At 72.4% G+C, this 14,048-nt stretch carries 14 protein-coding genes; 5 read left to right on the top strand and 9 right to left on the bottom strand.

Features of this window, described 5'->3' with window-relative positions; genetic code table 11:
* Positions 1–13: 13 nt before the first annotated feature.
* The gene (locus tag ACODT5_RS43400) at positions 14–520 is read left to right on the top strand and encodes a hypothetical protein (RefSeq protein ID WP_422524410.1); all 507 of its coding nucleotides are present in this window, start codon (positions 14–16) and stop codon (positions 518–520) included.
* Positions 521–975: 455 nt separating this feature from the next.
* Here the strand turns inward: ACODT5_RS43400 and ACODT5_RS43405 are convergent, their stop codons facing one another.
* Positions 976–1,374: an SCO4983 family protein gene (locus tag ACODT5_RS43405; RefSeq protein WP_422524411.1), complete on the bottom strand. Its 399-nt coding sequence runs from the start codon at positions 1,372–1,374 to the stop codon at positions 976–978.
* A gap of 271 nt (positions 1,375–1,645) precedes the next feature.
* Here ACODT5_RS43405 and ACODT5_RS43410 point away from each other — a divergent pair, with 271 nt between their 5' ends.
* Positions 1,646–2,803, top strand: a complete 1,158-nt coding sequence (locus ACODT5_RS43410) for a polyprenyl synthetase family protein (RefSeq protein ID WP_422524412.1) — start codon at positions 1,646–1,648, stop codon at positions 2,801–2,803.
* Positions 2,800–3,441 (top strand): biliverdin-producing heme oxygenase, encoded by a 642-nt coding sequence (locus tag ACODT5_RS43415; protein ID WP_422524413.1) that lies wholly within the window; start codon positions 2,800–2,802, stop codon positions 3,439–3,441. The genes ACODT5_RS43410 and ACODT5_RS43415 overlap by 4 nt, the downstream gene beginning before the upstream one ends.
* An 83-nt stretch (positions 3,442–3,524) precedes the next feature.
* On the opposite strand, the gene ACODT5_RS43420 is transcribed toward ACODT5_RS43415, so the two are convergent.
* The 4 genes from ACODT5_RS43420 to ACODT5_RS43435 all read right to left on the bottom strand — a co-directional run bounded on the left by ACODT5_RS43420 (position 3,525) and on the right by ACODT5_RS43435 (position 7,761).
* Positions 3,525–4,736, bottom strand: coding sequence for a pyridoxal phosphate-dependent aminotransferase (locus tag ACODT5_RS43420; protein WP_422524414.1), 1,212 nt, complete (start codon positions 4,734–4,736; stop codon positions 3,525–3,527).
* A 290-nt stretch (positions 4,737–5,026) separates the two neighbouring features.
* On the bottom strand, positions 5,027–5,287 hold the full coding sequence (locus ACODT5_RS43425; RefSeq protein WP_422524415.1) for a DUF977 family protein: 261 nt from the start codon (positions 5,285–5,287) through the stop codon (positions 5,027–5,029).
* Between the two features lie 2 nt (positions 5,288–5,289).
* A complete protein-coding gene (locus ACODT5_RS43430) occupies positions 5,290–6,501 on the bottom strand; it encodes a PTS transporter subunit EIIC (RefSeq protein WP_422525218.1) in 1,212 nt (403 codons plus the stop codon).
* Positions 6,502–7,071: 570 nt separating this feature from the next.
* Positions 7,072–7,761, bottom strand: a complete 690-nt coding sequence (locus ACODT5_RS43435) for a DUF4386 domain-containing protein (protein WP_422524416.1) — start codon at positions 7,759–7,761, stop codon at positions 7,072–7,074.
* Positions 7,762–7,906: 145 nt separating this feature from the next.
* Between ACODT5_RS43435 and ACODT5_RS43440 the strand changes: the two genes are divergently transcribed.
* Positions 7,907–8,680, top strand: a complete 774-nt coding sequence (locus ACODT5_RS43440) for a TetR/AcrR family transcriptional regulator (RefSeq protein ID WP_422524417.1) — start codon at positions 7,907–7,909, stop codon at positions 8,678–8,680.
* A gap of 64 nt (positions 8,681–8,744) precedes the next feature.
* Here the strand turns inward: ACODT5_RS43440 and ACODT5_RS43445 are convergent, their stop codons facing one another.
* From ACODT5_RS43445 to ACODT5_RS43460, 4 genes are all read right to left on the bottom strand, one after another.
* Entirely contained in the window at positions 8,745–8,930 is a 186-nt protein-coding gene (locus tag ACODT5_RS43445; RefSeq protein ID WP_243340661.1) for a hypothetical protein, read from the bottom strand.
* Positions 8,931–9,020: 90 nt separating this feature from the next.
* Positions 9,021–10,043, bottom strand: coding sequence for a YdcF family protein (locus tag ACODT5_RS43450; RefSeq protein ID WP_422524418.1), 1,023 nt, complete (start codon positions 10,041–10,043; stop codon positions 9,021–9,023).
* A gap of 31 nt (positions 10,044–10,074) precedes the next feature.
* Complete coding sequence (locus ACODT5_RS43455; protein WP_422524419.1) at positions 10,075–11,661, bottom strand: N-acyl-D-amino-acid deacylase family protein; 1,587 nt, start codon at positions 11,659–11,661, stop codon at positions 10,075–10,077.
* Between the two features lie 4 nt (positions 11,662–11,665).
* The gene (locus tag ACODT5_RS43460; protein ID WP_422524420.1) at positions 11,666–12,943 is read right to left on the bottom strand and encodes an amino acid deaminase; all 1,278 of its coding nucleotides are present in this window, start codon (positions 12,941–12,943) and stop codon (positions 11,666–11,668) included.
* Positions 12,944–13,246: 303 nt separating this feature from the next.
* Between ACODT5_RS43460 and ACODT5_RS43465 the strand changes: the two genes are divergently transcribed.
* Complete coding sequence (locus tag ACODT5_RS43465; RefSeq protein WP_422524421.1) at positions 13,247–13,999, top strand: IclR family transcriptional regulator; 753 nt, start codon at positions 13,247–13,249, stop codon at positions 13,997–13,999.
* Positions 14,000–14,048: the final 49 nt, after the last annotated feature.

Below are 14,048 nucleotides of genomic sequence, written 5' to 3' on the forward strand. Positions count from 1 at the left end.
TCGTGTCATGGGCGTGAGCGCGTTGAAGTGGCAGGGCTGGCTGGTCGCCCTGGTGTTCGTGGCGGGACTGCTGGTCTTCGCCCCGCTGGGGCTGTACGTGTGGGCGGGCGGGGCTCCCGCTGCGCGGTCTTCGGGGGCCGCGCGGGGTGATGTACGGATCACCGACTGCCGGATCGACCCGGCGAGCCGTCGCGTGGTCGCCTCCGTCGAGGCGGTCAACGGCTTCCCGGAGGCGGGGGCGTACGTCGTCACCGTGGAGTTCCGTGAGCCGCCGGGCCCGGCCGCGGCCACGGCCCGGGGCCCCCAGGTGCTGGTGAGGATCCCGGGTGTCCGCCCGGCGGCGACGGAGCACGCCGAGGCGGTCGGCCCGGTCTGGCCCCCGGCCACGATCCCCTGGTGCGGCATCGCCGCAGCCGCCTTCGCCCCGGACCCGCCCTCCGCCCGTTCCCTGGGACTCCGCCCCAGACCCCACGCCTCAAACGCCGGCGAGGCTGGATCCTTCAGCCCGTCCGGCGTGTGAGGCCCGGGTCCGGGCAGCGCCCGGGGCCACACCCAGCCCCGCCGGCGTGTGAGGCGCGGCGTCTGGGGCGGAGCCCCAGGGGGTCCGGGCGCAGCCCGGTACCCCTTCCCCGGCGGCGCCCGGTGCCCTCTCCAGCCCGCCGGCGTGTGAGGCGCGGGCCCGGGCGCAGCCCGGGGGCACACCCAGCCTCGCCGGCGTTTGAGGCGCGGGTCCGGGCAGCGCCCGGGGAACGGTGGAAGGGCGGGTAGGGGACCTCGCCCCGCAGGGCCGATCCCGCTGCGCAGGGGCGGCACGGCCGCCGGGCCTGCAGAGCCAGTCCGGCTCCCAAGGGCGGCGCGGCCGCAGGCCCGTACGGGCGGGGTGGTCTGCCGGCCACGGCCGGAGAGGGGTGCACGTTCAAGCCCCGCAGGGCATGGCGCCCGGTCCGGAGCCTCCGCGGCCCCGGACCGGGGCCGTCAGTGGGCGCCGACGAGGTCGAGCGCGGCGGCGTGCGCGTCCATGCGCTCGGCGGCGAGGATCGCGACCGTGGTGTCGGCGCGGGACGCGGCGACGAGCAGGGCGCGGGCGGCGAGGTCGTGGGCGCGCTGGTGCAGCGGGGCGACGGCCTCGGCGCCGGGCTCCCGGCCGGGCCGCTGGGGCGCGCGGGCGGGCTGGGACCCGCGCAGGCGGGTCACCTGGGTGGCGAGGACGGCGGCGGCCTCGTCGAGGCCGAGCTCATCGGTCACGGTGAGCAGTGCCGCGAGGTGCCCGGCGAGCTGGATGTCGAGGGCTTCGGCGCGGCTGCTGCGGGGGTAGTCGCTGCGGTGGGCGCCTATGCGGGGGTCGACCGCCTTGGTGCGAATCGGCTCGTACATGGGGTGCCTCCTGCGTGGTCAGAGGGCCATCCTACATTGGATCGGTTCTAAAGTTGAGCTGAATCTCGCCGCGGCGTGTGTCGGCATCCTGATTCCGTGCGTCGGCTTAAATGCGTCTTGTGAGGGCCGAGGACCGGCCATCACTCTTCTCCTTTCGGTACCCGCACGGGAAACCCTTGCGGACCGACGTTCGTGAAGTTCGGGGTGGGCAGCAATGGCTGGGGTCAGAGACGTGCCGGACATATCTGGCAGATCCGCGGTAGAGGCAGTGGTGCGGAGCGATGCGGCGCTCCTGGAGGACGACCTGGCGGTCTTCCTGGCCTCCCTGACGGGGGCGGGGACGCCGACGGGGACGCGGACGGAGGTGGGTGCGGAGTCGGGGGAGTCCGCACCCACCTCCGTGTACGAGGCGGTGCTGGGGCGTTCCCTGTACGCGCCGGTCGCCGACGCCGTCGGCTCGAAGGTGGGCCAGCAGGCCTTGGCGCCCACCGCGGCAGCGCCCGCGGGCCGGGCCCCGCTGCGCCCCTCGATGGTGTTCTGGGCCTACCGCAACTACCGGGGCTTCCCCGGCAGCGCCGGTGAGGAGGCCTCCGCGGCGGACTTGGCCGCGGTCCGCCGGGCGGCGGTGGCGGTGCGCGTGCTGCTGAAGGCCGCGGTGGCCCTCGACGACATCCAGGACGGCAGCGGCATCCGCTACGGCGAGCCCGCCCTTCACGTCACCCACGGGATCCCGCTCGCCCTCAACACGGGCTCCCTGCTGATCACCGCGGCCCTGGAGCACGCGGCCGAGCCGGCCGTCGTACGGAGCCTGCTGCAGTCGGTCGGCCGGGGCCTCACAGGCCAGGCCGTGGACGTCTCCACGCGCACCGCGCTCACGCGCGCCGAACTGGTGGCCGCGCCCCGTGCCGAGCGGGTGGCCTTCTGGGAGTCGATGGCCGCGCTCAAGACGGGCACGCTGTTCTGGATGCCGCTGGACGCGGCGGTGGCGGCCCTGGGCGTGGTGGAGGACGAGCGGCGGGTCCTGGACGGGGCGATGCGCGACCTCGGACTGGCCAGCCAGCTGTTCAACGATCTGACCGACTTCGTGCCCGAGTTCGCGGGCCGGGGCGCCCACGAGGACTTCGGCCAGTTGAGCAACCGGGTCTTCCTCGAACTGCTCGACTCCGCGCCCGCCGGGCAGCACGCCCCGGGCGAGCTCGTCGGAGCGCGGCTGAAGGAGTTCGTGCTCGGCCACCCGGACCTTCGGGCCACGCTGCTGCGCCTCGCGGCCGAGGCCGTGGAGCTGAAGCGCGCGGCGATGGAGGCGGTGCGCGGGGTGTGCCGTTCCGAGCAGAGCGCCCGGTACTTCGACGTGACGATCGAGCGCAAGGGACACCTCATCGACCGGCTGCACACGACGCTCCTGAAGGGCGAAGGTGAAGGCGCATGAGTTCCGCGGACTGCCACACGCTGGTCGAGCGCATCCGGGCGGGCACCCGTACCTGGCACGCGGACCTGGAGGGCACGGCCTTCTCGACAGCGATGCTTGCGGGGACGCTTCCGCTCGACCGGTACGTCGACCAGCTCGCCGCCTACCGCGTGGTCCTGAAGGCGCTGGAGGAGGAACTCTCCCGCGCCACGGGCCCGTGCGTGGCCTCGGTGTGGTCGGCGGACCTGGTCAAGCTCCCCCTCATAGACCGCGACCTGATGTACTTCGCCGAGGACGGGGTGTTCCCGGCGTCCGTCGCGGCGGCGCCGGCGGCCGCCTTCGCGCACGAGATCCGTGCCGCCGCGGCCTCGGAGCCCCGGGCGCTGCTCGGGTTCCTCTACGTACTGGAGGGCTCCACGATGGGCGGCATGATCCTGCGCCGCTACGTCACCGAGGCCTACCGGCTGCGCGACACGGACGGCGTGGCCTACTACGCCAGCGGCGACCGCGAGCGCTGGGCCCGCTTCACGGCGCGCATGAACGAGGCGCTCCCCGGGCCGGGCGGGCAGGACGAGGTGATCGCCGCCGTCGGGCGCGCCTACCACCACATCGCCGCGATCACCGGGGCGCTGTCCGCCGGGCTCGTCGCAGTCCCGTAGAACGGCGCGGCCCCCGTGCGCGGCCCGTGTCCACGGGTCCGTACACGGGGGCCGTCCACACGTGCGGGACGCCGGACGGGGAGCTACGGCTGGCCGTACCCGTCGAGGAAGTTGCCGATCCGGGTGACGGCGTCGGCGAGGTCCTTCGCGTTCGGCAGGGTCACGATCCGGAAGTGATCGGGCTCGGGCCAGTTGAAGCCCGTACCGTGCACGACCATGATCTTTTCCTCGCGCAGCAGGTCGAGGACCATCTGCCGGTCGTCCTTGATCTTGTAGACGGACGGGTCCAGCTTCGGGAACAGGTACAGCGCGCCCTTGGGCTTCACGCAGGTGATGCCGGGGATCTGCGTCAGCAGGTCGTACGCCGTGTCGCGCTGCTCCAGGATCCGCCCGCCGGGCAGCACCAGGTCCTCGATCGACTGCCGGCCGCCGAGCGCGGTGGCGATCGCGTGCTGGGAGGGCATGTTGGCGCAGAGCCGCATGTTCGCCAGGATCGTCAGGCCCTCGATGTACGACGAGGCGTGCTTCTTGGGACCGCACACCGCCATCCAGCCGGACCGGTAGCCGGCGACGCGGTAGTTCTTGGAGAGCCCGTTGAAGGTGAGCGTCAGCAGGTCGGGCGCGATGGCGGCGGTGTTCGTGTGCGTGACGCCGTCGTAGAGGATGCGGTCGTAGATCTCGTCCGAGCAGACGATCAGGTTGTGGCGGCGCGCGATGTCCGTGAGCCCGCGCAGCATCTCGTCGTCGTAGACGGCGCCGGTCGGGTTGTTCGGGTTGATGATCACGATCGCGCGGGTGCGGTCGGTGACCTTGCGCTCGATGTCGGCGAGGTCCGGCATCCAGTCGGACTGCTCGTCGCAGCGGTAGTGCACGGCGGTGCCGCCGGCCAGGCTGACGGAGGCGGTCCACAGCGGGTAGTCCGGCGCCGGGACGAGCACCTCGTCGCCGTCGTCGAGCAGCGCCTGCATGGACATCTGGATCAGCTCGGAGACCCCGTTGCCGATGTAGATGTCCTCGACGTCCAGCGCGATGCCCTTGGTCTGGTAGTGCTGCATGACCGCGCGGCGCGCGGAGAGCAGCCCCTTCGCATCCCCGTACCCGTGGGCGTTGCCCAGGTTGCGGAGCATGTCCTCAAGGATCTCCGGCGGGCACTCGAAGCCGAAGGCCGCGGGGTTGCCGGTGTTGAGCTTGAGGATGCGATGACCTGCTGCTTCGAGCCGCATCGCCTCTTCGAGGACGGGGCCGCGGATCTCGTAGCAGACATTGGCGAGTTTCGTTGACTGGATCACCTGCATGACGGGAGCTTACGGGGCCGGATGCGGGTGCGCTCCGCTATTTGACCCGGCGCCGAGGGCTGGGCAGTCGACCGATATGTCCCCTTTCGTGCGAAGGCTGGGTGTGAGCGCCACGCACCCTTGGAAACCGGGGCCGACGCCCCGCTCCGACCTACGGAATGAGTGGGGTCAGGGGTGGGACCCGCCGCGGTGTTGCGCTCGTCACCCTGGCGCATTCCAGCCCGAACGTGAAAGGGGCGGGGCGCCACCGGTCGGTCGGTGGTGCCCCGCCCCCGCTTTCGGGGCGGATCTCAGACGGCCGGGGCCTTCGGGTCCGTCGTATTCGTCGTATTCGTCGGATCCACGGGATCCGCTCCGGAGCGGATCCGGCGGACCAGGCCCCGGGCGTCCAGGTGTTGGAGGTCCCGGTGGATGGTCATCCGGCTGACGCCCAGTTCCCGTACGAGGTCCGAGACCCGTACGCGGCCCTTGGTCCGTACCGTGCCGGCGATCAGCTCGCGCCGCTCCTCGCAAGGCATTCCCCGTCCGGGGGTGCGCTGCGCCGAGGGCACGGTTACTTCGCCTCGGCCTTGAGGATTTCGGCGAGCTCCTCGTCGGACTCGCGGCCGGGGGTCGGGAGGTTCCACTTGGTGATGGCGAAGCGGAAGACGAAGTAGTAGAGCGCCGCGAAGCAGAGGCCGATGCCGGCCAGGCCCCACGGGTTGGTCGCGATGCCGAGGTTGAGGAAGAAGTCGATCGCGCCGGCCGAGAAGCCGAAGCCGTCCTTCATTCCGAGTGCCCAGGTCAGGGCCAGGGAGACACCGGTCAGGAGCGCGTGGATCGCGTACAGCACCGGGGCGATGAACATGAAGGTGAACTCGATCGGCTCGGTGATGCCCGTGACGAAGGCGGTGAGCGCGAGGGAGAACATCATGCCGCCGACGACCTTGCGGCGCTCGGGGCGGGCGCAGTGGACGATCGCGAGGCAGGCGGCCGGGAGGGCGAACATCATGATCGGGAAGAAGCCGGTCATGAACTGTCCGGCGGTCGGGTCGCCGGCGAGGAAGCGGGCGATGTCGCCGTGGGCGCCGTTGTACTCGCCGGCCTGGTACCACGGGAAGGAGTTGACCAGGTGGTGCATGCCGACGGGGATCAGCGCACGGTTGACGACACCGAAGATGCCCGCGCCGACGGAACCGGAGTTGACCAGCCACTCGCCGAGACCGTGGATGCCCTTGCCGAGCACCGGCCAGATGAGACCGAAGACGATGCCGATGACCAGGCCCGCGAAGGAGGACAGGATCGGGACGAGGCGGCGGCCGCCGAAGAAGCCCGCCCAGTCCGGCAGCTTGGTCCGGTAGAACTTCTGGTAGAGCAGCGCGGTGACGATGCCCATCACGACGCCGCCGAGGACGCCGGCATTGACGGGGGCGTCGATCATGGCGAACTTGTGGTCGACGACCGCCTCGATCTGCGGCACGTTGCCGTCGCTGAACTTGCCGAGCACGCTGGCGAAGACCACGTAACCGGCGACGGCCGCGAGGCCGGTGGAACCGTCGGACTTCTTCGCGAAGCCCACCGCGATACCGACGGCGAACAGCAGCGCCAGGTTGCCGAAGACGGCGTTGCCGCCGGCGGCCATGTACTTGGCTATCTCGTTGACCCAGCCCGGCAGCGACTCGCTGCCCAGCATGTCGGCGTTGCCGAAGCGCATCAGCAGCGCGGCGGCCGGCAGCACGGCGATCGGCAGCATGAGGCTGCGGCCGAGGCGCTGCATGACCGCCATGACGGCGGAGTTCTTCTTGGCAGACGGGGCCGTCTGCTCGGCTGTACTCACGGTGCTTCCTCCAGCGGAAACGGGGTGTGTTGCCAAGGCAGGCAGCGCTTGTGTGGGCTGGGCAACAGCTAAGGAAAATGCGCCATTTGCAGCGCGATGTTCCAGTTGTAACACGGTTAAATCCGCATAAACCCACGGTCGGACAGACTGTGGACCTACGACCCGAAGGCTGAGGCCCCAAGACCCCCGAGACCCGTGCCTTCCGGCGATGTCAGCGGGTCCGCGTACCTTTGGCGCGCGTGGCGGCCCACGCCGCGGAACTGGGCGCCTCCGTCCACAGGCCCCAGCCGACCGGGGGCTTCCCTCCCGGCCGGGGTTTGTCTTTTCAGCCGTCCGGCGTTTGAGGACCGGGGTCTGGGGCGGAGCCCCAGGGGGTCCGGGCGCAGCCCGGTACCCCCCTCCAGCCCGTCCGGCGTTTGAGGACCGGGTCAGGGCAGCGCCCTGGGAACGGCGGAAGGGCGGGTAGGGGAATCCGCCCCGCAGGGCACCCGCCTACCCACCCACCCACCCGCGGCAGCGTCACCGCAGGGCGGCTACCGGGGCGACCGCGGCCCCGTCCGCACGGGATGCGCCAGCGCCCGCACCCGGGCCGAACCCCTTGACGATCAGCCACCCCGCCAGCGCCAGCTCCCAGGCGAACACGGGGAGGGCCGCCACCGCCCCCACCGGCGAGAGCTGGTCGTAGGCGCCGAACGTCACGGCGACGGCCGACGCGCAGATCAGCGGTCCGCCGACCAGCCCGAGCACGGCGACGAACCGCGGTACGAGCCGTGCGCGGTACGCCAGGTACGCGAGCAGGACGGTGTTCAGCCCGAGGGCGATGTTGGGCCCGAGCAGGAACGTCCACTCGTGCACGGCCACCAGCGCGGCATCCGCGCCGCCGGCCACCCCCGCCTCCACGCCCCGCCGCAGTGTGACGAGCGCCAGGACCGAGACGATCCCGACGGCGATGACGGCCGCCTCCAGCAGCCGCCCGAAGGCGTACCCGAGCGCGAGCCCCTCACCGTGGCGCCGCAGGACGGGGAAGAGCGCCGCCCCGGTACCGGCCACCGCCACCACGAGCACCACCTCGCAGAGCGCCCCGAGCAGTGCCTGCGTGTCGGCGCCCTGCGCGAGCCGGCCGTCCGCGGCGCCCAGCAGGGGGCGGTACAGCACCGCCCCGGCTATCGCGGAGACCTCGGTCAGCAGGAACAGCAACCCGGCGGCCACTGCGGTTCTCCGGTCCGGACTCATCTTCTCGGCACCCCTCGCTCGATCGGAGGTGTACGCCGTACACCTTGAGGTGACCATAGGTGTACGGCGTACACTCGTCAAGGAGGGGTGCCGCAGAGCAGAGGGAAGGGGCCGCACCGGAATGACCCGGCAGGAAGCCACGGACAAGAGCGCGGACAAGAGCGCTGACAAGAGCGCGGGCAAGAGCGCGGGCAAGAGCACGCACACACAGCGGATCCCGCTGAACCGGGACCGCGTCCTGCGCGCCGCCGTCGCGCTCGCCGACGCCACCGGCATCGACGCGCTCAGCATGCGCAGGCTCGCCCAGGAGCTGGGCGTCGTACCGATGGCCCTCTACAAGCACGTGGCCAACAAGGAGGAGCTGCTCGACGGCATGACCGACGCCGTCGTCGGCGAGATCGACCCGCCGGCCGCCGGCCCCGACTGGCGGCCCGTGGTCCGCGCGCGGATCCTCTCGGCCCGGCAGGCATTGCTCCGCCACCCCTGGGCGGCCCGGGTCATCGAGTCGCGGCCCGGCCCCACCCCGGCCGTGCTGGCGTACCTGGACTCGATGGCCGGGTGCTTCCGCGGCGGCGGCCTCTCCGCCGACCTCACGCACCACGTCATGCACGCGATGGGCAGCCGCCTGCTCGGCTTCAGCCAGGAACTGTTCGACACCTCGGGCCCCTCAGGCCCCTCGGCCCCCCAGGGCCCGCCCGACCCCGCACTGGCGGCGCACTACCCGCACATCGCGGAGCTGGCCGCGACGGCCGCGCACGACGACGGCACCACGGTCAGCGGCGGTGGCGGTGGCGGCTGCGACGACCAGTTCGAGTTCGAATTCGCCCTGGACCTCCTCCTGGACGGCTTCGAAACCCTCCGCCGCCAGGGCTGGACCAGCACGCGCGCGCGATGACGACGGGCGCGTGCCTCGGGGCGGGCCGGGGAGCCCGGTCCGCCCCGCCCCGGTCGGGGCCCGCCTACGGGAGGTAGCGCTCGAGCGCCCTCGCGCCCTCCTTCTCGATCAGCTTGCGGGCCTTCTCGACCCGCTCCGGAGTCACGTCCTGGCCGCGCGCCATGACGAGGTCCTCGGGGTCGAACGGGTGCTCCGACCCGGTGTAGAGGTGGGCGGGGCGCTGGGGCTGCTGGTCCGATTCACTGTCCATCGCTACCTCCTGCTGTGTCCCCCTGGCCCCCATCCTCCGGCCGCGCCCCCAAGAACGCACCTCGGCGCCGCCCCCCGCCCTCCCCGGCGGTCAGACCGCCAGCGCGAGCACCGCCGTCAGGGCGACGACGGCGCCGCAGATGCTCAGGTTGGCGGTCCTGTGCTCCCAGAACACGGCCACGAACTCGCGGATCGTCGCGCTCGGCCAGAAGTACTTCGCCGTCGGAGAGCCGAGCACCTGCCCGTTGACCCCGGCCTTGCGGGCCATCATCGCGGCGCGGAAGGCGTGGAAGTTGTTGGTGACCACCACGCAGCGGTAGGAGGGGACCTCCGCCTCCATGACGGTCCGGCTGAACTGGAGGTTCTCCTCCGTCGTACGGGAGCGGTCCTCCAGCCGCAGGTGCTCGCGCGGCACGCCGCCCTCCGCCACCAGCCAGTCCGCCATCGCCCGCGCCTCGGCGACCTTCTCGTCCGCCCCCTTGCCGCCCGAGGTCAGCAGCAGCGGCGCCCGTCCGCCCCGCGCGATCTGGGCGTCGTGGATCGCCTGTCCCTTGCGCAGCCGCGAGGCCAGCAGGGGCGGGACCCGGTCGCCGCCGATCAGGCCGGAGCCGAGCATCACCACGTAGTCCACGTCCCCGCGCACCTTGATCCGCCCGTAGAGGTAGGCGTAGGCGAGGAAGCACAGGAAGAGGAAGGAGACGTACGCGACGAGGAGGACCACCCCGACCATGACGGCGTCCAGGGCGGGCGGTCCGGTGTTGGCCGTCACGAAGACGAAGGCGATGAGGAGGAAGATCGCCACGCCCGCCGCGAAGGACAGCAGGTTGCCCGGCCGCCGGCCCTCCTTGCGCACCATCGTCAGCCCGTTGCCGATCAGGAAGACGCCCAGTGCGACCGTGCCGACGGCGGGCACCAGGAACACCAGCAGGACCACGGCCTGGGCCAGTCCGGCCGGCAGGCGCGTGACCTGCGACAGCAGCCCGATCGAGGCGAAGATGAAGGTGAGGCCCAGGTAGACCGCGTTGCGGAAGCGCCTGCGGTCCTCCCGCACGCTCACGCCGAAGAGGAAGAGGAAGAGGGCGGCGGGTACGAAGGAGACGCCAAAGCCGTACATGTCGCTCATCGTATGTGTGGACCACGGCCCATCAGAGGCCGCCGTGCGGCGTGCGACGGACGGCCCGTCCGGCGAGGACGTCCGTCCTGCGCCCGTCCCGGACGGTGAAACGCCCGTCGATCAGGACGTACGGGATCCCGGCCGGCAGCGCGCGCGGGTGCTCGTACGTCGAGCCGGCCGCGACCGTCATCGGATCGAAGAGGACGAGGTCGGCCCGGTGCCCGACGCGCACCAGCCCCCGGTCCGCCAGCCGCAGCCGCGCGGCGGGGCGGCCGGAGAGGTGGGCGACGCACTCCTCCAGGGAGAGGACGCCCAGCTCGCGCACGTAGTGCCCGAGATAGTGCGGGAAGGTGCCGTAGGCCCGCGGATGCGGTTTCGCGCCCTGCAGGATGCCGTCCGAGCCGCCCGTGTGCACCGGGTGGCGCATGATCGCCCGTACGTTCTCCTCGTGCCCGACGTGCTGCAGGATGCTCGGGCCGAGCCGGTCGCCCAGGAGGAGCGCCCGGGCCGTCTCCCAGTCGGGGACCCGCGCGGCGACGTACGCCCCGTAGGCCGGATCCGTGGTCCCCGCGATCTCGATCGTCGACCAGTCGACCGGGACCCCGTGGCAGCCGTCGGCGCCCTCCACCTCCAGCGCGTACCGGATCCGCTCGGCCTCGGCGTCGTCGGCGAGGCGTGCCAGGACCGCATCGGGTCCGCCCTCGTTCGCCCAACTGGGCAGCAGGGCGACCAGGGTGGTGCAGCCGGGGGTGTACGGATAGCTGTCGAGGGTGATGTCGGCTCCGCCGGCCAGCGCCCCGTCGAGCAGGGCGAGCAGCTCGCCCGCCCGGCCCTCGTTCTCCCCGAAGTTCATGGTGGCGTGCGCCAGGTGCAGGGCGCAGCCGGCCTCGCGGGTCAGCTCGACCATCTCGGCGTAGGCGGCCAGGGCGCCGCGGCCGTACGAGCGGTGGTGCGGGCAGTAGTAGCCGCCGTACCGGGCCACCACCCGGCACAGCTCGGTCAGTTCGGCGCCGGACGCGTACATGCCCGGGGTGTAGGTGAGCCCGGAGGACATCCCTACGGCACCCTGCGCGAGCCCCTCGGCGACCACGGCCCGCATCCGGTCGAGCTCGGCGGGGGTGGCGGGGCGGTCGTCCCAGCCGACGGCGTGGGCGCGGACGGTGCCCTGGGGGACCAGGTAGGCGGCGTTGACGGCGATGCCCTGACCGCCGTGGGCCCGGTCCAGCCGGTCCAGGTACCCGCCGACCGTGCGCCAGTCGAAGTCGATGTCCTCGCCCGTGCCGTTCCAGCCGGCGATCGCGGTCCGCACCTCGGCCAGCGTGCGGTCGTCGACGGGGGCGTAGGACAGGCCGTCCTGGCCGAGGACTTCGAGGGTCACGCCCTGGGCGGCCTTCGCGGAGTGGTCCGCATCGCGCAGCAGGGCCAGGTCGCTGTGGGCGTGCATGTCGATGAAACCGGGGGCCAGGGCGAGGCCGCGGGCGTCGAGCGTGCGGCGCCCGCCGCCCGCGATCCGGCCGCCCACTTCGGCGATGCGGCCCTCGTGGATCCCGACGTCGGCGGTGTAGGAGGGCCCGCCCGTGCCGTCGACGACGCGGGCCCCGCGGATGACCAGGTCCATGGGCTTAGAAGAACGTCCGGACGTATTCGGTGACCGTGCCGTCGGCCTCCACCACCGGGATCAGCGGCCACTTCTCGAAGATCGTGCACGGGTGGGACATCCCCAGCGCCACCCAGTCGCCGACCTGCACGTCCTCGGCGGAGTCGGTTTCCAGCCAGGCGTGCTGGTCGGAGAGCTTGAGGACGCGGACCCCGGTCGCCGGGCGCTCGGCGCCGGTGAGGGGGTCGCGGACCAGCTCCACCTCGGGCAGCCCCAGGTCGTAGGCGATGTCCCGCTTGCCGGCGTTGAGATACGCCTGGGTGGGGGAGGGCCGCGAGACCACCTGCGCCCAGAGCCGGAAGGCGGGGCGCAGACCGCCCTCCTCGGGGACCCGGTTGAAGGGAGTCAGGCGGGTGTACCAGCCGTGGTCGTGGGAGACGTACGCACCGGAGCGCAGCAGTTTCAGGACCGGCCGCGAGAGCTCCGGCAGCTCGGCGAACACGTCGGCGACGGCGTCGAACCAGGCGGAACCGCCCGCGCTGACGACGATCTCGTCGAGCCCCTCGAACCGCCCCGCCTTGTCGAACTCGACGGCCAGCCCGGTGAGTCGGCGCAGGTAGGCGTGCACGGAGTCAGGCTCGGCCCCGGGCACCTCCGCCTCGTACCCGGCGATGCCGACCAGACGCAGGGTGTCCGTGCCCGCCACCGCGTCGGCGACGGCCCGGCAGTCCTCGTCCGTACGGGCCCCCGTGCGGGCGCCTTCGCCGGCGCCGAGCTCGACGACCACGTCGATGCGCTGCGGCTGCCCCGCCAGGGCCCGGTCCATGAGCTGGACCCCGCGCACGGAGTCCACGTAGCAGACGAAGCGGAAGGCGGGGTCCGCGGCGAGCTCGGCGGCCACCCAGCGCAGGGCCGCGGCGTCGACGAGCTCGTTGGCGAGGAAGATCCGCTGGATCCCGAACGCCCGGTAGACGCGGGCCTGGTGGGGGACGGCGGCGGTGATGCCCCAGGCGCCGTGGTCGAGCTGACGCCGGAACAGCTGCGGGGCCATGCAGGTCTTGCCGTGCGGGGCGAAGGCCAGGCCGTGGCGCTCGGCGTAGCCGCCGAGGGCGGCCAGGTTGTGGCTCAGCGCCTCCGCGTCGAGGGTGAGCACGGGCGTGGTGAACCCGCCGGTGTAGAGGCTCCGCCGCTGGGCGGTCAGCTCCCCGACGGTGAGGCCCGCCTGCCCGGCATCCGGGGGGAGTCCCTTGAACCGGTGGTCCACCGGCTCCTGGTCGAGGGCCTGGACGGGGTCGCTGGGCATGGTGTGTGCCTCCCGGGCGGTTGCGGTGGTTGCGTGCACTGCAACGATCGTTGCGCGTGCCGCTGCATGCTGTCTAACATTCCGGGTGACGCCGGGTCAACGGGCCCACATTCCAGCCTCGCCGGCGTTTGAGGCGCGGGGTCTGGGGCGGAGCCCCAGGGGCCTCGGGCGCAGCCCGGGTCCACGGGTCAGGGCAGAGCCCTGGGAACGGTGGAACTGGGGGTCCCCCCGGACGGAGTCTGGGGGATGGGTAGGGGACACGGCCCCGCGCAGCGGGCAACGGACCGTACGAAGGGACACGGCATGAGCCAGTCGGTGGAGCGGGCGCTGCGGATCCTGCCCGCCCTGGCCAAGGGCCCGGCCGGGCTCGGCGAGGTCGCCGAGGTGCTCGACGTGCACAAGAGCACGGCCCTGCGGCTGCTGCGGACCCTCCAGGAGCACGGCTTCGCGTACCGGCAGGCCGACGGGCGCTACCGGCTCGGCGCCTCCCTCTTCGCGCTGGCCGCCGAGTCCATCGAGAACCTCGACGTGCGCGAGATCGCGCACCCGCACCTGCTCGAACTGAACCGGACCACCGGCCACACCGTGCACCTCGCCCTCCACCAGGACGACGAGGTCGTCTACGTCGACAAGGTCGACAGCCGCTACGCGGTCCGGATGTACTCGCGCATCGGCCGGCCCGTCCCCCTCACCGTCGCCGCCGTGGCCAAACTGCTGATCGCCGACCTGCCGGAGGCGGAGCGCCGCGCCCTGGCCGCGCGCATCGAGTACCCGGCCTACACCTCCCGCTCCACCCCCGACGCCGCCGCGTACCTGCGCGAGCTGGACCTCGTACGCGTCCAGGGGTGGGCCACCGACATCGGCGGCCACGAGGAGTCCCTGAACTGCCTCGCCGCCCCCGTCCGCGGACCCGACGGCCGTGTGGTCGCCGCGATGTCCGTCTCCGCCCCCGGCGTGGTCCTCCCCGTCGCGGGGCTGCTCGAACTCCTCCCGCTCGTACGGCAGACCGCCGACGCCATCGGCCGCGAGTACTCAGGCTCTTCAACTGTTGGGTGACTTCCTTTTGCGTGCCTTTGTGTGATGGTCGGTCGTTAGGTCGATCGGA

The sequence above is a fragment of the Streptomyces tatrensis genome, assembly GCF_049310065.1.
Classification (GTDB): domain Bacteria; phylum Actinomycetota; class Actinomycetes; order Streptomycetales; family Streptomycetaceae; genus Streptomyces.

Bases quoted from the DNA above. Each gene is read 5' to 3' on its own strand.
- ACODT5_RS43405 (WP_422524411.1), bottom strand. From the start codon at position 1,374: ATGTACGAGCCGATTCGCACCAAGGCGGTCGACCCCCGCATAGGCGCC.
- ACODT5_RS43415 (WP_422524413.1), top strand. From the start codon at position 2,800: ATGAGTTCCGCGGACTGCCACACGCTGGTCGAGCGCATCCGGGCGGGC.
- ACODT5_RS43420 (WP_422524414.1), bottom strand. From the start codon at position 4,736: ATGCAGGTGATCCAGTCAACGAAACTCGCCAATGTCTGCTACGAGATC.
- ACODT5_RS43430 (WP_422525218.1), bottom strand. From the start codon at position 6,501: ATGGCGGTCATGCAGCGCCTCGGCCGCAGCCTCATGCTGCCGATCGCC.
- ACODT5_RS43440 (WP_422524417.1), top strand. From the start codon at position 7,907: ATGACCCGGCAGGAAGCCACGGACAAGAGCGCGGACAAGAGCGCTGAC.
- ACODT5_RS43445 (WP_243340661.1), bottom strand. From the start codon at position 8,930: ATGGACAGTGAATCGGACCAGCAGCCCCAGCGCCCCGCCCACCTCTAC.
- ACODT5_RS43450 (WP_422524418.1), bottom strand. From the start codon at position 10,043: ATGTACGGCTTTGGCGTCTCCTTCGTACCCGCCGCCCTCTTCCTCTTC.
- ACODT5_RS43455 (WP_422524419.1), bottom strand. From the start codon at position 11,661: ATGGACCTGGTCATCCGCGGGGCCCGCGTCGTCGACGGCACGGGCGGG.
- ACODT5_RS43460 (WP_422524420.1), bottom strand. From the start codon at position 12,943: ATGCCCAGCGACCCCGTCCAGGCCCTCGACCAGGAGCCGGTGGACCAC.
- ACODT5_RS43465 (WP_422524421.1), top strand. From the start codon at position 13,247: ATGAGCCAGTCGGTGGAGCGGGCGCTGCGGATCCTGCCCGCCCTGGCC.